An 18,918-nucleotide genomic window follows, 5' to 3' on the forward strand; every position below is an offset into this window, starting at 1 on the left:
GGGCGGAGGGGGTGGTGGTGGACGGCTCGGTCATGTTGTGCTGCGGCAGGCTGCGGCCATTATCGGGCCCATGGTGGTGCGGACTGGCGCGCGCTACCATCGCGAGCACAGGATGCCGCCATGGCCTACACCCTCTCTTCCCTCCACAGCGATGCCGCCGCGCAAGACGGCGCGGCCGATGCCACCGATACCGCCTTCGCGCCGCACAGCTCGGTGCGCAGCTACAGCGGCGAGCACCAGGCCCACGCCCACGGCCATGCGCAGATCCTCTATGCGCTGCAGGGCCGCATGGAGCTGGAGGTGGGCGGGCGCAGCGCCTTTGTGGACGCCGTCAGCGGCATGCTCATCCCCGCCGGCGTGGACCACGGCTACCTGGCGGCGCCGCGCTCGCGCGTGTTCGTCATCGATGCGCCCAGCGGCCCGGGGCTGGACCGGATGCGGCGCTTTTCCGTGCCGCCGGCCCTGCGCGGCCGGGAGTCGGAAGGCCCGGCCGCCGAGCAGCTGGCCCAGGTGCTGCAGGCGCCCGGCCTGCTGGCGCGCCGGGGGCTGGACCTGCAAGGGCTGGCCGCGCAGGTGCAGGCCGCACTGCACGAGGACTGGCCCACGGCCCGGCTGGCCGCCCTGTGCCACATGAGCGCCCAGCGCTTTCACGCGCGCTTTGTGGAGCTGGCGGGCCAGCCGCCCCAGGCCTGGCTGCGCGGCCTGCGCCTGGATGCGGCCGAGCGCGGGCTGGCGCGGGGCCTGCCCCTGGAGGCCACGGCGCTGCGCTGCGGATATGCCTCGGCCAGCGCGCTGGCCTATGCGCTGCGGCGCGACCGGGGCGTGACGGCACGGCAGCTGCGCGGCTAGCCCGTTCACAGTCTCCGGACTACGAGCGTTTCTCGACAAATGCCCGGCCGCGCCAGTCGCAACATGGCGCCATGGTTCGCAACTCTTCCGCTTCTTCCTCAGCCGTCGGCATCGCCTTCGTCTCCGTGGCTGCCGTGCTCTGGGGCACGACGGGCACGGCGCAAAGCCTGGGCGCAGGCGGGCTGTCGCCGTTCTGGGTGGGCGCCGCGCAGCTGGCGGTTTCCAGCCTGTTTCTGGGCGTGCTGCTGGCGGTCTCCCATTGGAGGCTGCGCGGGCGGGCCGGGCAGGGCGTGGCACCCGTCCAGCCGCTGCTGCCCAACCCCGTGCACCTGGGCATGCGCCCGGCCTGGTTCGTGCTGGCTTCCATGGGAATCGGCGGCTACAGCATCTTCTTCTACGAGGGCGTGACGCTCACGGGCGTGGCCGTGGGCACGGCCGTGGCCATTGGCAGCGGCCCCATCTGGGCCGGGCTGATGCAGGCGCTGGTGCTGCGCGCGCCCCTGTCTGCGCTGTGGTGGGCCGGCACGCTGGTGAGCGTGGCGGGAGGTGCGGCCATGGTGATGGCACGGGGCGGCGCCACGCTGTCCTGGAGCGGCCTGGCCCTGTGCCTGCTGGCGGGGCTGTCGTACGCGGGCTATGCGCTGATCAACAAGCGCCTGGTCACCCACATGTCGCCGCGCGTGGTGAATTTCTATGTCTTCACCGGGGCGGCCTGCATGGCGGTGCCGATTGCGCTGGTGCAAAGCGGCCTGCCGCAGTGGAGCCTGGCGGCCGTGCTGGTGGTGGTCTACCTGGGCGTGGTGGTGTCGGGCCTGGCGCACATGCTGTTTTCCATCGGACTGCGCAGCATCTCCGGCCCCACGGGCGTGACGCTGAGCCTGATCGAGCCCGTGGCGGCCTTCGTGCTGGCGGTGTGGGTCGTGGGCGAGCGGCAGCCGCTGCAATCGTGGCTGGGGCTGCTGGCCGTGCTGGCGGGGCTGATGCTGGTGATCGGCGCCGAGATGCGGGCGCAGCGGGCCGTGATGGCCGCGCAGATGGCGTAACTCTTTGTAGGCCGGCGCCGCTCTTCACGATGCGCTGTTCTCCGCATGTTTCAGGCATGCATGGCCGCTAGACTTGGCGGCATGCAGCAGCCATCCCATCTCTCCTCCGAGCCCTGTGCCCCGTCCGCCTGGGGCTGTGCCTGCGCGCCCTGGCGCGCGCGTCGCGGTTTCTTGCTGGCCGGCAGCGCGGCGGCCATGGGCCTGGCCACGGCGCCGGTGGCGGCACAGGTGCAGGTGGGCGGTGCCTCGGGCCTGCGCAAGCTGGTGCCGGCCGAGACGCTGGAAGGCGCCGCCACCGACCAGTACCAGCAACTGCTGGCCAAGGCCCGCGCCCAGGGCGCGCTGGCTGGCGACAGCAACCCGCAGCTGCAGCGGCTGCGCGCCATTGCCCGGCGGCTGATTCCGTACACCGCCCAATGGAACCCGCGTGCCAATGCCTGGCGCTGGGAGGTGAATCTGATCGGCAGCAAGGAGATCAATGCCTTTTGCATGCCAGGCGGCAAGATCGCCTTCTACACCGGCATCATCGACCAGTTGCAGCTCACCGACGACGAGATCGCCATGATCATGGGCCATGAAATGGCCCATGCGCTGCGCGAACACTCGCGCGAGCAGCTGGCCAAGAACCAGGCCACCAGCATCGGCATCTCGCTGGGCGCCCAATTGCTGGGCCTGGGCGACCTGGGCAATGCGGCGGCCCGCCTGGGCGGCCAGCTGCTGTCGCTGAAATTCAGCCGGGGCGACGAGAGCGAGGCCGACCTCGTGGGCCTGGAGCTGGCCGCGCGTGCCGGCTACAACCCCCAGGCCTCGGTCTCGCTGTGGCGCAAGATGGGCCAGGCCACGGGTGACCGTGGCGGCCTGGAATTCCTGTCCACCCACCCCGCAGGCCCCGAGCGCATCCGCGAGCTGGAGCGCAACATCCCGCGCGTGGAAGGCCTCTACGAGGCCGCACGGCGCGGGTAGGCAGCCGCCTTCAGGCGGCGGCTTTTTGCTTTGGTTGGTAGCCCATCACGGCTTTCACTTCAAGGTACTCCTTGAAGCCATGCTCGCCCCATTCCCGGCCCGTGCCCGACTGCTTGTAGCCGCCGAACGGCGCGCCGAAGTCCGGCCCCGCGCCGTTGAGGTGGACCATGCCGGTGCGCAGGCGCGAGGCCACACGGCGTGCGCGCTCCAGGCTGCCTGACTGCACATAGCCCGACAGGCCGTAGGGCGTGTCGTTGGCCTGGGCGATGGCCTCCTCCTCCGTGTCGTAGGGCAGGATGACCAGCACGGGGCCGAAGATCTCCTCGCGCGCAATGGTCATGTCGTTGCGCACATCGGCAAACACCGTGGGCCGCACGAAGTAGCCGCGCGCAAGGCCCTCGGGGCGGCCCGTGCCACCGGCCACCAGGGTGGCGCCTTCGGCGATGCCGGCCTCGATCAGGCCCTGGATCTTGCGGAACTGCGCCTCGCTGACCACGGGGCCCATGTGCATGGCGCCGGTGTCGGCCAGTGCATCGCCTACCTTCATGCCTTCGGCAGCGGCCTTGGCGGCTGCCACGGCGCGCGCATGCAGGGCGCGCGGCACGAACATGCGCGTGGGTGCGTTGCAGCTCTGGCCGGAGTTGGTGAAGCAGGCGTTCACACCCTGGGCCACGGCCTTTTCGATGTCGGCGTCGTCCAGCACGATGTTGGCCGACTTGCCGCCCAGCTCCTGCGTCACGCGCTTGACGGTATCGGCCGAAGCCTTGGCCACGGCAATGCCCGCGCGGGTAGAGCCGGTGAAGGTCATCATGTCGATGCCGGGGTGCACGGACATGGCCTCGCCCACCGAGGGGCCGTCGCCGTTGACCAGGTTGAACACGCCGGCCGGCACGCCCGCTTCGTGCAGGATCTCGGCCACCAGGATGGCATTGAGCGGCGCGATCTCCGAGGGCTTGAGCACCATGGTGCAGCCCGCCGCCAGGGCCGGTGCCACCTTGCACATGATCTGGTTGATGGGCCAGTTCCAGGGCGTGATCATGCCCACCACGCCCACGGGCTCATGCACGATGCCGGTGGTGCCGCGCACGCTCTCGAACTCGAATTCCTTGAGCACCTGCAGGGTCTGCTTCAGGTGCCCCGCGCCCACCGTGGCCTGGGCCGCGCGCGACAGCCACAGCGGCGCGCCCATCTCCAGCGAGATGGTCTGCGCCACCTCGTCGATGCGGCGCATGTAGACCGCCAGCACCTTGTCCAGCAGGGCCAGCCGCTCGTCGCGCGTGGTCTGCGAGAAGCCGTCGAACGCGCGGCGTGCGGCGGCCACGGCTGCATCGACATCGGCGGCCGAGCCCATGCTGATGCGGGCCGCCACCTCCTCGGTGGACGGATTGATCACATCCAGCGTGCGCGGCACGGCCGGGGGAACCCATTGGCCGTCGATATAGAACTGCAGGTGCTCTTGCGTGCTCATGAAGCTGTCTCCGTTAGTTGGAATGGGAGGCGGTCCGGGGGCGCCGCCGGCTGTGCCGGGCATGATGCCCGATGGGCGCAGGCGCGCGGAGTCCTGTAGGGGACTCCCGTACGGCTCAGGTCCCGCCCACGTAGGGGTTGCTCTTGCGCTCGCGGCCGAAGCTGCTTTCGGGGCCGTGGCCCGGGATGAACACGGTCTGGTCGCCCATGGGCCACAGGCGCTGGACGATGCTGTCGATCAGCTGCTGGTGGTTGCCCTGGGGAAAGTCGGTGCGGCCGATGCTGCCCGCGAACAGCACGTCGCCCACGAAGGCGCGGTCGATCTGCGGCGCATGGAACACCACGTGGCCGGGCGTATGGCCGGGGCAGTGGCGCACCTGCAGCGTTTCCTGGCCGATGCTCACCGTGTCGCCATCGTGCAGCCAGCGCGTGGGCGTGAAGGGGTCCGAATGCGGGAAGCCGAACATGGCTCCCTGCTGGGGCAGGGCATCGATCCAGAACTGGTCGCCGGGATGGGGGCCGATGATGGGCAACTGCTGTGCATCGGCCAGCTCGCGCGTGCCGCCTGCGTGGTCTATGTGGGCGTGCGTGAGCCAGATGGCCTTGAGCGCCAGGCCCAGGCGCTCTATCTCCCAGCCGATCTGCTCCAGGTCGCCGCCCGGGTCGATGACGGCGGCTTCCATGGTCTGGTCGCACCAGACCAGCGAGCAGTTCTGCTGGAAGGCGGTGACGGGGATGGTGTGGTACTGGAGCATGGGCGGCGTGGGTGCTTCTGGCGAAAGCGCCCATTATTCCCGCTCCTTCCCCTGATGGCAGCGCGGGGCCGCCCCCGCTTGCACCGTCAGGTGGTCGGCTGGCCGCATTGCCCGCAGAACCGCGCGCCGGCCGGATGGCTGGCGTTGCAGTTCCTGCAGGCCTGCGGCAGCACCGCGCCGCCACACTGCGGGCAAAAGCGCGAGCTGGCGGCAATGGATGCATGGCAGCCGGGGCAGACCGCCGCCACGGCTGCGGCACGGTATGCGCCGCCGCCGTGGTGGCCGCCGCGCGAATGATTTCCGAACAGTCTTTGCAAGAGTCCCATGGTGCATTCCTTCGCACTGCGCGGATGCGCCGCTGCAGTCGTTCAAAGGCGCATTGGGACACGGCAGCGGTGCGCCGGGCCGTGGATGGCGATCATTTAATGTGGCTGTCATCTCGTGGCAATCCAGGTCCTGTGACGGACAGGAGACAGCCTCGCGGGCAGACCCCGTGGCTGCGGCAACGCCGCCGTGTTACAAGCTAGCCGTGCCGCCAAGCCAGCCTGCCCCCGATGCAGGCACGCAAGGATTTTTTCGAGGATGGGTCGGGCCGCCACTTGCGCAATGCAGGGCGGGTACCGGCATCACGCGAGGGAGAACCGGTATGTTGATTGGCGTGCCTGCCGAGACCATGGCAGGAGAAACCCGGGTGGCTGCGACCCCCGAGACCGTCAAGAAGCTGCGTGCGCAAGGCCATGTGCTGCGCGTGCAGGCGGGGGCGGGAGTGGCGGCCAGCGTGCCCGATGCCTTGTACGAGGCAGCGGGCGCGGAGATCGTCGATGTGGCAGGCGCCCTGGGCGCCGACCTGGTGCTCAAGGTCCGTATCCCTTCGGAGGACGAGTTGCCCGGCATCCGCAAGGGTGCAACGCTGGTCGGCATGCTGGACCCGTTCCAGCCCGCAGGCCTGCAGCGCCTGGCCGATGCGGGCATCACGGCCTATGCGCTGGAGGCGGCTCCGCGCACCACGCGTGCGCAGAGCATGGACGTACTGTCCAGCCAGGCCAATATCGCCGGCTACAAGGCCGTGATGATCGCGGCCAACCAGTACCAGCGCTTCTTTCCCATGCTGATGACGGCGGCCGGCACGGTGAAGGCCGCGCGCGTCGTGGTGCTGGGCGTGGGTGTGGCCGGCCTGCAGGCCATTGCCACGGCCAAGCGCCTGGGCGCCGTGATCGAGGCCAGCGATGTGCGGCCCAGCGTGCGTGAGCAGGTCGAATCCCTGGGCGGCAAGTTCATCGACGTGCCCTACGAGACCGCCGAGGAAAAGGAGGCCGCCGAAGGCGTGGGCGGCTACGCGCGCCCCATGCCGCAAAGCTGGCTGGACCGCCAGAAGGCCGAGGTGGCCAAGCGCGTGGCCCAGGCCGACGTGGTCATCACCACGGCGCTGATCCCGGGCCGGCCCGCTCCCGTGCTCGTCACGGCCGAGATGGTGCAGGCCATGAAGCCCGGCGCCGTCATCGTGGACCTGGCGGCAGAGCGCGGCGGCAACTGCCCGCTGACCCAGGCCGGCATGACCGTGGTCACGCATGGCGTGACCATCGTGGGACTGACCAACCTGCCCGCCATGGTGGCGGCCGATGCCTCGGCCCTGTATGCACGCAATGTGCTCGATTTTCTCAAGCTCATCATCAACAAGGATGGCGCCCTGCATGTGGACATAGAGGACGACATCGTGGCCGCGTGCCTGATGGCCCATGAAGGCCAGCTGCGGAGGAAATGACATGGAAGCCGTATCCCCCACCATCATCCATCTCATCATCTTCGTGTTGGCCATCTACGTGGGCTACCACGTGGTCTGGACCGTCACGCCCGCGCTGCACACGCCGCTGATGGCGGTGACCAATGCCATCTCGGCCATCGTCATCGTCGGCGCCATGCTGGCGGCGGCGCTCACGGAAACGGGCCTGGGCAAGACCATGGGCGTGCTGGCCGTGGCGCTGGCCGCGGTCAATGTGTTCGGTGGCTTCCTGGTCACGCGGCGCATGCTGGAGATGTTCCGCAAGAAAGAGCGCAAGAGCGCTCCGGCCAAGGACGGCAAGGACGCCAAGGCGGAGGGCCAGTCATGAGCATGAACCTCGTCACATTGCTCTACCTGGTGGCCAGCGTCTGCTTCATCCAGGCGCTCAAGGGGCTGTCGCATCCCACCACCTCCATACGCGGCAACCTGTTCGGCATGGCCGGCATGGTGATCGCCGTGCTGACCACGGCGGCGCTCATCGTGCAGCTGGCCGGCGGCAATGCATTGGGCCTGGGCTGGGTGCTGCTGGGCTTGCTGGTCGGCGGCACGGCCGGTGCCGTCATGGCCCAGCGCGTGGAGATGACCAAGATGCCCGAGCTGGTCGCCTTCATGCACAGCATGATCGGCCTGGCAGCGGTGTTCATCGCCGTGGCCGCCGTGGCCGAGCCCTGGGCCTTTGCCATCACGGCCAAGGGCGGCGCCATCCCGGGCGGCAACCGCGTGGAGCTGGCGCTGGGCGCCTTCATCGGCGCCGTGACCTTCACGGGCTCGGTGATCGCCTTCGGCAAGCTCAGCGGCAAGTACAAGTTCCGCCTGTTCCAGGGCGCGCCCGTGCAGTTCAAGGGCCAGCATGCGCTCAACGCCGTGCTGGGGCTGGCAGCAGCCTTCTTCGTCTTCGGCTTCTGGCACAGCCAAAGCTGGATGGACATCGTGCTGGTCATAGCCCTGGGACTGCTGTTGGGCGTGCTGCTGATCATTCCGATTGGCGGCGCGGACATGCCGGTGGTCGTGTCCATGCTCAACAGCTACTCGGGCTGGGCGGCGGCGGGCATCGGCTTCTCGCTGAACAACAGCATGCTGATCATTGCGGGTTCGCTGGTGGGCAGCTCGGGCGCCATCCTGAGCTACATCATGTGCAAGGCCATGAACCGCTCGTTCTTCAGCGTGATCCTGGGCGGCTTCGGCGGCGAGGCCACCAGCGCGGCGGCAGGCTCCCAGCAGCAGCGCAACGTCAAAAGCGGCAGCGCCGACGATGCCGCCTTCGTCCTGGGCAATGCCGAAACCGTGGTCATCGTGCCCGGCTACGGCCTGGCCGTGGCGCGTGCCCAGCACGCGGTCAAGGAGCTGGCCGACAAGCTCACCGAACGCGGCGTGACCGTGAAGTACGCCATCCACCCGGTGGCGGGCCGCATGCCCGGCCACATGAACGTGCTGCTGGCCGAGGCCGAGGTGCCCTACGACCAGGTCTTCGAGATGGAGGACATCAACAGCGAGTTCGGCCAGGCCGACGTGGCCATCATCCTGGGCGCCAACGACGTGGTGAACCCCGCCGCACACGTCAAGGGCAGCCCCATCTACGGCATGCCCATCCTGGAGGCCTACAAGGCCAAGACGGTGATCGTCAACAAGCGCTCCATGGCGGCCGGCTATGCGGGCCTGGACAACGAGCTGTTCTACATGGACAAGACCATGATGGTCTTCGGCGACGCCAAGAAGGTGGTGGAGGACATGGGCAAGGCGCTGGAGTGAGGTGCTGCGTGGGGCACAAGGGACAAGGGGCGGCGCGAGCCGCTCCTTGCGCTCACACCTTCATGTCATAGCCGATGGTCACCGGCGCATGGTCCGAGAACTTCACATCCTTGTAGATGTGCTCGGTGCGTGCCAGTGCGGCGGTGGCCGGGGTGGCCAGGTGGTAGTCCAGGCGCCATCCCACGTTGTTGGCATAGGCCTGGCCGCGGTTGCTCCACCATGTGTAGCAGGCGTCCGTGGTGTCGGGCTGGAGCAGGCGATAAACGTCCACAAGACCGCCCGTGGGATCAGTTTTGTGTAACAACTTTGTCATCCACTCGCGCTCTTCGGGCGTGAAACCACTGTTTTTCTGATTGCTGCGCCAGTTCTTGAGGTCGATCTGCTGGTGGGCGATGTTGATGTCGCCGCACAGGATGAACTCGCGCTCGCCCTTCATGCGCATCAGGTGATCGTGCATTTCGGCCAGGAAGCGGAACTTGGCCGTCTGGCGCAGTTCGCCCGAGCTGCCGCTGGGAAAGTAGGCGCTGATGATGGACAGCTTGCGCGCGGGCGTGTCGAAGCGCGCCTCCACGTAGCGGCCCTCGGCGTCGAATTCGTGCGAGCCGAAGCCGACCACGACATCGCTGGGCTCGTGGCGGCTGTAGACGCCCACGCCCGAGTAGCCCTTCTTCTCGGCGTAGTGGAAGTGGCCGCGCAGGCCGGCCAGCAGCTCGAAGCGTCCGGTCATGTCGGCGGCCTGGGCCTTGATTTCCTGCACGCAAATACAATCCGGCGCAGTGGCCTCGATCCAGGCTTCGACGCCCTTGGTCGAGGCCGAGCGGATGCCGTTGAGGTTGAGGCTGGTCAATTTGAACAAGGATGAATCCATGGTGGTGAGTAATCTGCAGGCCGATGACACAGGCCGTCTGGCGCAGGAATTTGTGCAATTCGCCGTTGACGCAGGGGTGCTGCGTTTCGGCGAGTTCAAGACCAAGGCCGGGCGCATGAGCCCGTACTTCTTCAATGCCGGCCTGTTCGATGACGGCGGCAAGATGGGCCGTCTCGCCGAATTCTATGCAAAAGCCATCGCGGCCAGCGGCATCGAGTTCGACATGATCTTCGGCCCCGCCTACAAGGGCATCCCGCTGGCCGCCACCGTGGCCGTGGAGCTGGCCCGCATGGGCCTGAACAAGCCCTTTGCGTACAACCGCAAGGAAGCCAAGGACCACGGCGAGGGCGGCACCCTGGTGGGCGCGCCCCTCAAGGGCCGCGTGCTGATCGTGGACGACGTGATGAGCGCCGGCACGGCAGCGCGCGAGTCCATCGCCATCATCCGCGCCGCAGGCGCCACGCCGCATGCCGTGGCGATCGCGCTGGACCGCCAGGAAATGGCCACCGAGAATGGCCAGGACGTGCCCCACAGCGCCGTGCAGTACGTGCGCAATCAGCTGGGCATGCAGGTCTGCACCATTGCAAAGTTGGCAGATTTATTGCTTTATCTTGAGATTCAAGGTGGCAGCGAAGGCAGCGGCCACCATGAGCGCGTGCTGGCCTACCGCCAGCGTTACGGAGTCAACGACAAGGAATAAGGGTTTGATGAACAAGGCGTTGCATGCACGGTTGCTGTGGTGCGCCCTGGCTGGTGCCACGGTTGGCCCTGCCTGCGCCCTGGATGCCGGCGTGCCGGCCGGCATCTATGCATGCACCGACGCCAAGGGCCGGCGCCTGACGGCAGACCGCCCCATTGCCGAATGCGTGGACCGCGACCAGCGTGTGCTGGGCAGCTCCGGTGTGGAGCTGCGCCGCGTCGGCCCCACGCTGACCGACAACGAGCGCGCCGAGCTCGATGCCCAGCGCCGCCGCGAGCAGGCCGAACAGCGCCGTGTGCGCGAGGAGCGCTCGCGCGAGCGCGCCCTGATTGCGCGCTATCCCAACCAGGCCACGCACGACGCCGAACGCGCCGAGGCCCTGTCGCAGACCGACCAGGTCGCCAACCTGGCGCGCCAGCGCATACAGGAGCTGCAGGCCCAGCGCGTCAAGATCGATGGCGAGATGGAGTTCTACCGCAAGGACCCGTCCAAGGCCCCCGCCTCCCTGCGCCGCCAGCTCGATGAAAACCGCAGCAGCCAGGAAGAGCAGCAGCGCTTCATCCAGCAGCAGGAGCAGGAAAAAAGCCGCATCAACCAGCGCTTCGATGCCGAGCTCGTGCCGCTGCGTGCGCTGTGGAGCGCGGCCGCCGCCGCTGCGGCTCCCACGGGCCGCTGAGCGGCCCTTGCCCCCTGTCTTTCCCGTCTGGCGCGAACGGCCTGCCGCCCGCCCGGTGCGCGTGAATCGGATTCGTCCTGCAAGCGCTGCCATTGCGGCGGTCTAGGCTGTCACTACATTCCCGGCCACGGATTTTCCCGGGCCCTCAGGGCCTGGCTGCTGGTGTGCGCTGCAGCCACAGGTGCCGGGCCGCCGCGAGAAGGGAGCATGCATGACGGCATGGCGATGGTTGACGGTGCTGTGGCTGTGGGCCGCCGGTGCCTGGCTGGCCTGGGGAGGCGCGCAGCTGCTGTGGGCCGGGGGCAGCGGCTACTACGTGGTGGCAGGTGTGCTGCTGTTGGCCGTGGGCCTGGGCGTGGCGCGCCGTTCGGCCATGGCGCTGTGGCTGTTTGCGCTGTGGCTGCTGGGCACCGCGCTGTGGGCGGTCTGGGAGATAGGGCTGGACTGGTGGCCGCTGGCGGGACGCCTGGGGGTGCCCTGGTTGATGGGGCTGCTGCTGGTGCTGCCCTGGTCGGTGCGTGCGCTGCGCCATGAGCCCGACATGGGCCAGAACCGGGGCCTGGCACCGGCCCATGCGGCGCTGGCGCTGGTGGTGCTGGGCACGGCCATTCTTGCGGGCCTGTCATTCGGGCGCCAGCGCGATGCCCATGAAACCCAGGGCCAGTTTGCGGGCGCGGCCGCCGCCGCGTCGGACCTGCCGGCCGACGGCCAGGTCACGGCCGTGCAGAACATGTCCATGGTGGCCTCCGATGCCGGTGGCCTGCGCAGCCCGCCGGTGCTGCAGGGCGATGCCACCGATGCCGTGCCCGATGGCGAGTGGCACGCCTATGGCCGCACCGGAGCGGGCCAGCGCTATTCGCCGCTGCGCCAGATCGGCCCGCACAACGTGCGGCTGCTGCAATTGGCCTGGGAGTTCCGCACGGGCGATGTGCGCGGCAAACCCGGCGATCCCGAAGAAACCACGTTCGAGGTCACGCCGCTGAAGATCGGCGAGCGCCTGTTCCTGTGCACGCCCCATCAATCGGTGATTGCGCTCGATGCCACCACGGGCAAGCAGCTGTGGCGGCGCGACCTGCCCATGCCCAAGGGGCTGGCGCTGCAGCATCTGACCTGCCGGGGCCTGTCCTACCAGTCGGCGCAGGCGGCCGCGCAGTTCGACGCGGCGGCAGGGCAGACGCATTCGGCGGTGGCGCCGGCTGCAAGGAAGCCCGGCGCGCAGGCCATGCCTGCACCCACCGCCGCATCCACGGCTTCGGCTTCTGCAGCCCCTGGCGATGACGGCCGCTGCACCGCCAAGCTGTTCATGGCCACGGCCGACGGCAAGGTGGTCGCACTCAATCCCGCAGATGGCCAGACCTGCAGCAATGTGGCGGGCGGCCAGGGCCAGATCGACCTCTGGCAGGGCATGCCCGAGCGCAAGCCGGGCTCGTACTACTCGACCTCGCCGGTGGTGGTGGCGCGCGACCGCATCATCGTGGGCGGCACGGTGCTGGACAACCATTCCACGCGCGAGCCTTCGGGCGTGATCCGTGCGTTCGACATCCGCTCGGGTGCGCTGCTGTGGGCCTGGGACCCGGGGCGGCCAGGCAACAGCACGCCGCTGCCCCCGGGGCAGACCTATGTGCCCAGCTCGCCCAACAGCTGGTCCATCTCCAGCGTGGATGAGACGCTGGGCCTGGTCTTCGTGCCCATGGGCAATGCGCCGCCCGACCAATGGGGCGGGCGGCGCAGCGCCGAGGCCGAGCAGTATTCGTCCTCGGTGGTGGCGCTGGACATTGCCACGGGCGCCGTGCGCTGGGTGTTCCAGACCGTGCACCACGATCTCTGGGACTACGACGTGCCCTCGCAACCCAGCCTGATCGACCTGGAGATCGGCGGCCACAGCGTGCCCGCCCTGGTGCAGCCCACCAAGCAGGGCGAGCTGTTCGTGCTGGACCGGCGCACGGGCCAGCCGCTGCTGCCCGTCACCGAGGTGGCTGCGCCGCAGGGCGCGGCACGCGGCGACCGCACGGCGCCCACGCAGCCGCATTCGCAACTGAGCTTCAACCCCCCGGCCCTGACCGAGCGCGACATGTGGGGCGCCAGCCCCTTCGAGCAACTGTGGTGCCGGCTGGCCTTTCGCCGCCTGCGCTACGAGGGACGCTTCACGCCGCCCTCGGAGCAGGGCTCGCTGATCTATCCGGGCAACTTCGGCGTCTTCAACTGGGGCGGCGTTGCCGTGGACCCGCGCCGGCAGGTGGTGTTTGCCACGCCCACGCGGCTGGCCTTCGTCTCCACCCTGGTGCCGCGTGCGGACGATACCTCGCTGCTGGTGCAGGATGGCGGCCCGCCCAAGGACGGCCTGCCCGCGCTCAACGAAAACTTCGGCGCACCGTTTGCCGTGCGGCTCAAGCCCTTTGTCTCGCCGCTGGGCATTCCCTGCCAGGCGCCGCCCTGGGGCTTTGTGGCGGGTGCCGACCTGCGCACGGGCCAGATCGTCTGGCAGCGCCGCAACGGCACGCCGCGTGACCTGAGCCCGCTGCCGCTGGGCTTTCGCATGGGCGTGCCCGGCATTGGCGGGCCGGTGATGACCGCTGGCGGCGTGGCCTTCTACTCGGGGGCATTGGACAACTATGTGCGCGCCTATGACGTGGACAGCGGCCGCCAGCTCTGGCAGGACCGCCTGCCCGCAGGCGGCCAGGCCACGCCCATGACCTACCTGGGCACGGACCAGCGCCAGTACCTGGTGGTGGTGGCGGGTGGACATGGTTCGACGGGAACCAAGGCCGGGGACAGCGTGCGCGCCTATGTGCTGCCCAAGGAGGTGGCGGCGCCCTGAGCGCTCAGCGCCGGGTCATGCCGATCCGGCCCGGCCCAGCATGCGCAGCACGCGGGTGACCAGCAGCGCGGCCACCCAGGCCAGTCCGCCGATCAGAAACGGCAGGCGCAGCAGCGCGCCTTGCTGGGCGAACAGCATCAGCGCGTCTGCCTTCCACAGCACGGCATAGCCCGTGTACAGGCCGTAGGCCAGCCAGGCCAGCGTTCCCAGGGCGAACAGGGCCGCCATGCGCCGGGCGCTGCGGCCATCGCGCGAATCCGCGGGCAGGGCGCGCGTGCCGTGCCAGACCCAGCCGATGGAGGCGAGCACCAGCAAGGCACTGGCTGCCACGGACAGCTGCAGCCAGGTATGGGGAGAGAGTGAGGACATCAAAAGGAAACTGCACGCCGGCACCGTGCCGGCCGCAGCGAGTGTAGCGGCGCCGTGCTTTGCGCCGCCTGCGCGCTCAGGCCGGCTGCCAGACGGTGGCGCCGTGGCCCTGGCCGCCGCTTCCGGGCACGGCATGGATGCCCAGCACGGCCGCGTGGCGCTGCAGCAGGGCGTCGAATTGCTCGGTGCTTTCCGCCGTGGCCGGGGCGTCGTCGTATTCGCTGGCCACCTGGTCCGTGGTGAAGGAGCTTGCGCCGAACTTCTGGACGATGTTGCGCAGCTTGTCGAGATTGGGGCTGGTGGATGGGGTCATGGCAACTCCTTGGGGTCATGGACGCCTGCTGCGCCGCAGGCCTGTGGACCAGTGTAGCCCCGGGGCCTGGAGCGGCCATCCGGGGCATCCCCGCAAAGCGGCGTAGGACTTGGAACCCGCCGTCAGCCGCCCGTGGCCACGGGGCCGGCGCTCAGCACTTCGGCCAGCGGCTTGCGGGGCGAGGGCACCTCGCGCTCGCGCAGATCGTCGGGCAGGGTGGCCGCATCGCCACGCCAGCCCACGGCGATCACCACCTCGGGCTCCAGGTGCTCGGGCAGGCGCAGCACCTCGCGGGCGGCGTCGGCCGAGAAGCCGCCCATGGCGTGCGTGGCCAGGCCCATGGCATGGGCTTCCAGCGCCAGGTAGCCCCAGGCGCAGCCCGCGTCGAAGCTGTGCTTGCCGGGCGAGGCCTGGCGGTCGGACATCAGCACGATCAGCGCGCCCGCCTCCAGGCACCAGCGGCGGTTGAATTCGTTGGGAATGGTGCTGAAGGCCTGCCAGTTCGCATCGCCGCGCAGCGCATAGGCAAAGTGCCAGGGCTGCTTGTTGCTGGCCGAAGGCGCCCAGCGCGCGGCGTCGGCCAGTTGCTCGATCTGGGCCTGGCTCAGTGCCTCCGGCTTGAAGGCGCGCGGCGACATGCGGCCCAGGAACTGGGGATGGATGGGGGTGGTGGTGTTGCGTGTCATGCGGATAGGCGGCAAGCAGAAAGGAAAGCGGCAACGATAGCGCAAGGCCTCAGGGCTGGCGCGGTGCCTGGCCATGCTGCTGGCTGATCACGCGCAGGTGGCGCTCCATGCGGATGAAGACCAGCACCATCACCACAAGCACGAGGAATGACATCAGCATGCTCCAGAAGGCCGTCTCCACGGCGCCGAAGCGCTCCTTCCATGAGCTGCTGCCTTGGCTGTCCTCGCCGCGCAGCGCGCGCGCCGCATTGTCCAGGGACAGCGTGTAGTTCAGCAGCACCGTGGACAGGATCTGCTGGGCCGTCTGCGCCTGCAGCCGCGGCTCCAGGGCGGCATTGCCGAAGACCTGCTCCAGCGCGGCGGGCAGGCCCTGCACATAGGCCGCATAGGCGCCCTTGCCGTGTTCCAGCTCGGCGGCCTGGGCGCGCTCGTGGATGGCGGCGGCGGTATCCACGGGCTCGACCATCCAGCCGTCTTCCTCGTCGGTGGAGGCGGCTGCGGCAGCCGCTGCGTCGGCAGCCGCTACGTCGGCCGCCGCATCCACGGCCCCGGCATCGCCTTCGCGCTGCCCGCGCTCCTGGATGCGGCGCTGCACATCGGCCTCGGACGGCAGGGCGTCGCCTTGCAGCAGCGGGTGCAGCGGTGCCAGGCCCCGGGCCTGGTTGTCCCGCTCGGTGCGCTCGCGCCGCGCGGGATCCTTGTTCACGAAGGCGCGCACCAGGGCGTCGGTCTTCTGGAAGGCGGGGCGCAGCGCCGGATCGGCCAAGCGCTTTTCCATGGCGGGTTCGCCGCCGCCCGCGCCCAGGTCGCGGCTGGTTTCGTCCACGACGAACTGCAGGTCGGGCCTGGCGTCCTTCCAGTTCAATTCCTGGGCCACGGCCTGGGGCGCCTCGGCCTTGCCGGGCCTGAAGCTCTCCCAGGTCCACAGTGCCATGCCCACCAGCACGAGCAGGGAGAACACCAGCAGCACCACGCGCACCACCTGCACCAGCAGGTCCTCGATCCTGCGCAGCATGTTTGTAATCATCGGATTCCTCGGTTGGTTCGTAAAACAAGGGCGCGTCCGGCCCGCCTGCAGGCCTGTTCTGTTGCTATTGATTTGAAAGCGCCGGACACAGACGCGCGAATTCTAGGAAGGCTGCCGTGCACGGGCGCACCGGTTCTCAATGTTTTACATTTCGCGCCAATCTCGAAGTGTGCATGTGCTCCCGTGGCATGCGCCGTCCTGCAATGAGCGTCTGCCGGATGGCCGGGCGTTCATGGCCGCAGGGCGCATGGTTCTCCCGCTTGCGGGCGCGCAGGCTTTGGGCCTACCGGCTGTAGCGGCTTCCCGAATCCGCTGTAATGCTCGCTCTGATTTCTGACTGACTAGAGAGGGCTCGCCCATGACCAAAACGTCGCTGGATAAATCGAAGATCAAGTTCCTGCTGCTCGAAGGCATCCATCCTTCCGCACTCGAAGTGCTGCGCAACGCGGGCTACACCAATGTGGAGACCGTGACGGGCGCGCTGGAAGGCGAGGAGCTCAAGCGCAAGATCGCCGACGTGCATTTCGTCGGCATCCGTTCGCGCACGCAGCTGACGGCCGACGTGTTCGCCGCCGCGCAAAAGCTCGTGGCCGTGGGCTGCTTTTGCATCGGCACCAACCAGGTGGACCTGGACGCGGCGCGCGAGCGTGGCGTGGTGGTCTTCAACGCGCCTTACTCCAACACGCGCTCGGTGGCCGAGCTGGTACTGGCCGAAGCCATCTTGCTGCTGCGCGGCGTGCCTGCCAAGAACGCCTCCGCCCACCGCGGCGGCTGGCTCAAGAGCGCCGAAAACTCCTACGAAATCCGCGGCAAGACGCTGGGCATCGTGGGCTACGGCTCCATCGGCACCCAACTGTCGGTGATGGCCGAGTCCGTGGGCATGCAGGTGCTCTTCCATGACGTGTCCACCAAGCTGCCCTTGGGCAATGCGCGCCAGGCCGCATCGCTGGCCGATCTGCTGGCCGGCAGCGACATCGTCACCCTGCACGTGCCCGAGCTGCCCTCCACCCAATGGATGATCGGCGCCAAGGAAATCGCGGCCATGAAGCCCGGCGCCATCCTGATCAATGCCTCGCGCGGCACCGTGGTGGAAATCGAGCCGCTGGCCGAGGCCCTGAAGGCCGGCAAGCTGCTGGGCGCCGCCATCGATGTGTTCCCCACCGAGCCGCGCAGCAACAAGGATGAATTCGTCTCGCCCCTGCGCGGCCTGGACAACGTCATCCTGACCCCGCACGTGGGCGGCTCCACCATGGAGGCCCAGGCCAACATCGGCCTGGAAGTGGCCGAGAAGCTGGTCAAGTACAGCGACAACGGCACCACCACCTCGGCGGTGAACTTCCCCGAAGTGGCCCTGCCCGCCCACCCCGGCCAGAACCGCATCCTGCACGTGCACCACAACCAGCCCGGCGTGCTGTCGGCCATCAACCAGGTGTTTGCCGAGAACGGCATCAACATCGCCGGCCAGTACCTGCGCACCGACGAGAAGGTGGGCTATGTGGTGATCGACCTGGCGGCCCAGTCCTCGGGTCTGGCGGTCGAGAAACTGACCCAGGTTCCCGGCACCATCCGCTGCCGCGTGCTGTTCTGATGGCCAGGTTTCAGGATGCTGCGCTTGGGCGCACTTCCTGAAACTGGCGCGTTGCCGGGTCGCCCTGTCTGCCCGGCTGCAGCAGCAGCCGCATCAGATCCGTGCGCGTGATCAGGCCGGTCAGCCGGCCTTCGCGCATCACGGGAATGCAGGGCACGCTGTGCCGGGCCAGGGCGTCCAGCAACTGGCCCACGGGCGTGTCTTCGTCCACGCTGAGTTCAGGCGCATGAACCAGCTGGGGCAGCTCCGACAGGCGGGGCGCGGCCCGGGTCTTGCCGGGCAGGCGCTGGCCCAGCCAGTTCAACAAAGAAGGTTTTGCCGCAGATTCGGCCGGGCGCACGGGGCTCATCCACAGCCACTCGTACAGCTCGGCACGGGAGACCGTGCCGGCCAGGCCGCCATCGGCGTCCAGCACCGGCAGGCTCTTGGCCGGGTGCGCGCGAAAGCGTGCGGCCACGGCGTGCACGTCGTCGTCCATGGAGCAGCTCACGGGATCGCGCGTCATCAGCTGGGCGCAGCGCACGCCGCCCAGCCGGTGCTCGATGGCGGTTTCCTCGGCGGCGGCCAGCAGCTCGGCCAGGTCATCGGCTTCCAGGTTGTTTTCCTGGCCGAAGCGCAGCAGCAGCGCCTCCAGATCGGCATGGGACAGGCCCAGGCGCGAGGCATGGCGGTGGGCCGCATCGGCGGGCGCGGCCTTGGGCGCCGTGTCGGCATGGTGGGGATAGCGCCGGCCCGTGGCGCGGTGGAGCGCCGTGGCCGCCAGGACCAGCCCCAGTGTCAGTGCGCCCACGGGCAGGAAGGGCAGCATCCAGCCGGCGGCCAGCGAGGCCTTGGCGTTGAGCACCGTCAGCAGGGCCATGGCGCCACCTGGCGGGTGCAGCGAGCGCGTCAGCAGCATGCAGCCTATGGCGCCACCCACGGCCAGCGCAGGGGCCAGCTGGGGCGGGCACCACTGCAGCACGAACAGGGCCCAGAGCGCCGACACCGTATTGCCCACCACGCAGGACCAGGGCTGGGCCAGCGGGCTGGTGGGCACGGCGAACAGCAGCACGGCCGTGGCGCCCAGCGGCGCGAACAGGCGCAGGGGAAGATCCCAGGTGCCCGCATGCGCCAGCCAGACCAGGGCCGTGGCCAGCCCCATGCCCACGATGGAGCCCATGGCCACGCGCCACATGTCCGCAGGCGCGGGGCGTGGCACCACCGGCCCCCATGCTTTTCTGTTCCAGCCCATGGCCTTGTTGTCTTTTTGTCTTTGCCTGCGCGGCCC

Annotated in this window: 19 protein-coding genes; 10 read left to right on the forward strand and 9 right to left on the reverse strand. The window is 68.9% G+C overall.

What is annotated here, in order from left to right:
* Positions 1-120: 120 nt before the first annotated feature.
* The 3 genes from IAE24_RS19630 to IAE24_RS19640 all read left to right on the forward strand — a co-directional run bounded on the left by IAE24_RS19630 (position 121) and on the right by IAE24_RS19640 (position 2,855).
* The gene (locus IAE24_RS19630) at positions 121-849 is read left to right on the forward strand and encodes a helix-turn-helix domain-containing protein (protein ID WP_013800199.1); all 729 of its coding nucleotides are present in this window, start codon (positions 121-123) and stop codon (positions 847-849) included.
* Positions 850-920: 71 nt separating this feature from the next.
* A complete protein-coding gene (locus tag IAE24_RS19635; RefSeq protein ID WP_199961554.1) occupies positions 921-1,892 on the forward strand; it encodes a DMT family transporter in 972 nt (323 codons plus the stop codon).
* A 60-nt stretch (positions 1,893-1,952) separates the two neighbouring features.
* Positions 1,953-2,855, forward strand: a complete 903-nt coding sequence (locus IAE24_RS19640; RefSeq protein WP_016448572.1) for a M48 family metallopeptidase — start codon at positions 1,953-1,955, stop codon at positions 2,853-2,855.
* A gap of 10 nt (positions 2,856-2,865) precedes the next feature.
* Here IAE24_RS19640 and IAE24_RS19645 read toward each other — a convergent pair whose 3' ends face one another.
* The 3 genes from IAE24_RS19645 to IAE24_RS19655 all read right to left on the reverse strand — a co-directional run bounded on the left by IAE24_RS19645 (position 2,866) and on the right by IAE24_RS19655 (position 5,403).
* Entirely contained in the window at positions 2,866-4,323 is a 1,458-nt protein-coding gene (locus IAE24_RS19645) for an aldehyde dehydrogenase family protein (protein WP_180318569.1), read from the reverse strand.
* A gap of 115 nt (positions 4,324-4,438) precedes the next feature.
* Positions 4,439-5,077 carry an MBL fold metallo-hydrolase gene (locus IAE24_RS19650; RefSeq protein ID WP_012202273.1) on the reverse strand — a complete coding sequence of 213 codons (639 nt, stop codon included), beginning with the start codon at positions 5,075-5,077 and terminating at the stop codon, positions 4,439-4,441.
* Between the two features lie 86 nt (positions 5,078-5,163).
* Positions 5,164-5,403, reverse strand: a complete 240-nt coding sequence (locus IAE24_RS19655; RefSeq protein ID WP_088166699.1) for a zinc ribbon domain-containing protein — start codon at positions 5,401-5,403, stop codon at positions 5,164-5,166.
* Positions 5,404-5,723: 320 nt separating this feature from the next.
* Between IAE24_RS19655 and IAE24_RS19660 the strand changes: the two genes are divergently transcribed.
* Genes IAE24_RS19660 through IAE24_RS19670 form a run of 3 tightly spaced genes read left to right on the forward strand, consistent with a single transcriptional unit; the run spans position 5,724 to position 8,606 of the window.
* The gene (locus tag IAE24_RS19660) at positions 5,724-6,839 is read left to right on the forward strand and encodes a Re/Si-specific NAD(P)(+) transhydrogenase subunit alpha (RefSeq protein ID WP_199961553.1); all 1,116 of its coding nucleotides are present in this window, start codon (positions 5,724-5,726) and stop codon (positions 6,837-6,839) included.
* Between the two features lies 1 nt (position 6,840).
* Positions 6,841-7,185, forward strand: a complete 345-nt coding sequence (locus IAE24_RS19665; protein WP_012202276.1) for an NAD(P) transhydrogenase subunit alpha — start codon at positions 6,841-6,843, stop codon at positions 7,183-7,185.
* The gene (locus IAE24_RS19670) at positions 7,182-8,606 is read left to right on the forward strand and encodes an NAD(P)(+) transhydrogenase (Re/Si-specific) subunit beta (RefSeq protein ID WP_012202277.1); all 1,425 of its coding nucleotides are present in this window, start codon (positions 7,182-7,184) and stop codon (positions 8,604-8,606) included. Before IAE24_RS19665 ends, IAE24_RS19670 begins: the two co-directional genes overlap by 4 nt.
* A gap of 52 nt (positions 8,607-8,658) precedes the next feature.
* On the opposite strand, the gene IAE24_RS19675 is transcribed toward IAE24_RS19670, so the two are convergent.
* Positions 8,659-9,462 carry an exodeoxyribonuclease III gene (locus IAE24_RS19675; protein WP_013800210.1) on the reverse strand — a complete coding sequence of 268 codons (804 nt, stop codon included), beginning with the start codon at positions 9,460-9,462 and terminating at the stop codon, positions 8,659-8,661.
* Between the two features lie 10 nt (positions 9,463-9,472).
* Here IAE24_RS19675 and pyrE point away from each other — a divergent pair, with 10 nt between their 5' ends.
* From pyrE to IAE24_RS19690, 3 genes are all read left to right on the forward strand, one after another.
* Complete coding sequence (pyrE, locus tag IAE24_RS19680) at positions 9,473-10,174, forward strand: orotate phosphoribosyltransferase (protein WP_013800211.1); 702 nt, start codon at positions 9,473-9,475, stop codon at positions 10,172-10,174.
* Positions 10,175-10,181: 7 nt separating this feature from the next.
* Positions 10,182-10,850: a DUF4124 domain-containing protein gene (locus tag IAE24_RS19685; RefSeq protein ID WP_199961552.1), complete on the forward strand. Its 669-nt coding sequence runs from the start codon at positions 10,182-10,184 to the stop codon at positions 10,848-10,850.
* A 211-nt stretch (positions 10,851-11,061) separates the two neighbouring features.
* Positions 11,062-13,668, forward strand: a complete 2,607-nt coding sequence (locus tag IAE24_RS19690; RefSeq protein ID WP_099751983.1) for a membrane-bound PQQ-dependent dehydrogenase, glucose/quinate/shikimate family — start codon at positions 11,062-11,064, stop codon at positions 13,666-13,668.
* A gap of 15 nt (positions 13,669-13,683) precedes the next feature.
* On the opposite strand, the gene IAE24_RS19695 is transcribed toward IAE24_RS19690, so the two are convergent.
* The 4 genes from IAE24_RS19695 to IAE24_RS19710 form a co-directional block, all read right to left on the reverse strand.
* On the reverse strand, positions 13,684-14,037 hold the full coding sequence (locus IAE24_RS19695; RefSeq protein WP_199961551.1) for a hypothetical protein: 354 nt from the start codon (positions 14,035-14,037) through the stop codon (positions 13,684-13,686).
* A gap of 76 nt (positions 14,038-14,113) precedes the next feature.
* Entirely contained in the window at positions 14,114-14,350 is a 237-nt protein-coding gene (locus IAE24_RS19700; protein WP_013800215.1) for a hypothetical protein, read from the reverse strand.
* Between the two features lie 122 nt (positions 14,351-14,472).
* Positions 14,473-15,036, reverse strand: a complete 564-nt coding sequence (locus IAE24_RS19705; protein ID WP_034397858.1) for a nitroreductase family protein — start codon at positions 15,034-15,036, stop codon at positions 14,473-14,475.
* A gap of 49 nt (positions 15,037-15,085) precedes the next feature.
* The gene (locus IAE24_RS19710; RefSeq protein WP_199961550.1) at positions 15,086-16,063 is read right to left on the reverse strand and encodes a hypothetical protein; all 978 of its coding nucleotides are present in this window, start codon (positions 16,061-16,063) and stop codon (positions 15,086-15,088) included.
* A gap of 358 nt (positions 16,064-16,421) precedes the next feature.
* Here IAE24_RS19710 and serA point away from each other — a divergent pair, with 358 nt between their 5' ends.
* Positions 16,422-17,651: a phosphoglycerate dehydrogenase gene (gene serA, locus IAE24_RS19715; protein ID WP_012202286.1), complete on the forward strand. Its 1,230-nt coding sequence runs from the start codon at positions 16,422-16,424 to the stop codon at positions 17,649-17,651.
* 10 nt (positions 17,652-17,661) lie between these two features.
* Here serA and IAE24_RS19720 read toward each other — a convergent pair whose 3' ends face one another.
* Entirely contained in the window at positions 17,662-18,852 is a 1,191-nt protein-coding gene (locus tag IAE24_RS19720) for an HPP family protein (protein ID WP_325100559.1), read from the reverse strand.
* Positions 18,853-18,918: the final 66 nt, after the last annotated feature.

The sequence above is a fragment of the Delftia sp. S65 genome (assembly GCF_016516495.1).
Classification (GTDB): Bacteria; Pseudomonadota; Gammaproteobacteria; order Burkholderiales; family Burkholderiaceae_C; genus Comamonas; species Comamonas acidovorans.

Excerpts from the sequence above, each read along its gene's own strand:
- IAE24_RS19630 (WP_013800199.1), top strand. The coding sequence starts at position 121 with ATGGCCTACACCCTCTCTTCCCTCCACAGCGATGCCGCCGCGCAAGAC.
- IAE24_RS19635 (WP_199961554.1), top strand. The coding sequence starts at position 921 with ATGGTTCGCAACTCTTCCGCTTCTTCCTCAGCCGTCGGCATCGCCTTC.
- IAE24_RS19640 (WP_016448572.1), top strand. The coding sequence starts at position 1,953 with ATGGCCGCTAGACTTGGCGGCATGCAGCAGCCATCCCATCTCTCCTCC.
- IAE24_RS19645 (WP_180318569.1), bottom strand. The coding sequence starts at position 4,323 with ATGAGCACGCAAGAGCACCTGCAGTTCTATATCGACGGCCAATGGGTT.
- IAE24_RS19650 (WP_012202273.1), bottom strand. The coding sequence starts at position 5,077 with ATGCTCCAGTACCACACCATCCCCGTCACCGCCTTCCAGCAGAACTGC.
- IAE24_RS19655 (WP_088166699.1), bottom strand. The coding sequence starts at position 5,403 with ATGGGACTCTTGCAAAGACTGTTCGGAAATCATTCGCGCGGCGGCCAC.
- IAE24_RS19660 (WP_199961553.1), top strand. The coding sequence starts at position 5,724 with ATGTTGATTGGCGTGCCTGCCGAGACCATGGCAGGAGAAACCCGGGTG.
- IAE24_RS19665 (WP_012202276.1), top strand. The coding sequence starts at position 6,841 with ATGGAAGCCGTATCCCCCACCATCATCCATCTCATCATCTTCGTGTTG.
- IAE24_RS19670 (WP_012202277.1), top strand. The coding sequence starts at position 7,182 with ATGAGCATGAACCTCGTCACATTGCTCTACCTGGTGGCCAGCGTCTGC.
- pyrE (WP_013800211.1), top strand. The coding sequence starts at position 9,473 with ATGGTGGTGAGTAATCTGCAGGCCGATGACACAGGCCGTCTGGCGCAG.
- IAE24_RS19685 (WP_199961552.1), top strand. The coding sequence starts at position 10,182 with ATGAACAAGGCGTTGCATGCACGGTTGCTGTGGTGCGCCCTGGCTGGT.
- IAE24_RS19690 (WP_099751983.1), top strand. The coding sequence starts at position 11,062 with ATGACGGCATGGCGATGGTTGACGGTGCTGTGGCTGTGGGCCGCCGGT.
- IAE24_RS19695 (WP_199961551.1), bottom strand. The coding sequence starts at position 14,037 with ATGTCCTCACTCTCTCCCCATACCTGGCTGCAGCTGTCCGTGGCAGCC.
- IAE24_RS19700 (WP_013800215.1), bottom strand. The coding sequence starts at position 14,350 with ATGACCCCATCCACCAGCCCCAATCTCGACAAGCTGCGCAACATCGTC.
- IAE24_RS19705 (WP_034397858.1), bottom strand. The coding sequence starts at position 15,036 with ATGACACGCAACACCACCACCCCCATCCATCCCCAGTTCCTGGGCCGC.
- IAE24_RS19710 (WP_199961550.1), bottom strand. The coding sequence starts at position 16,063 with ATGATTACAAACATGCTGCGCAGGATCGAGGACCTGCTGGTGCAGGTG.
- serA (WP_012202286.1), top strand. The coding sequence starts at position 16,422 with ATGACCAAAACGTCGCTGGATAAATCGAAGATCAAGTTCCTGCTGCTC.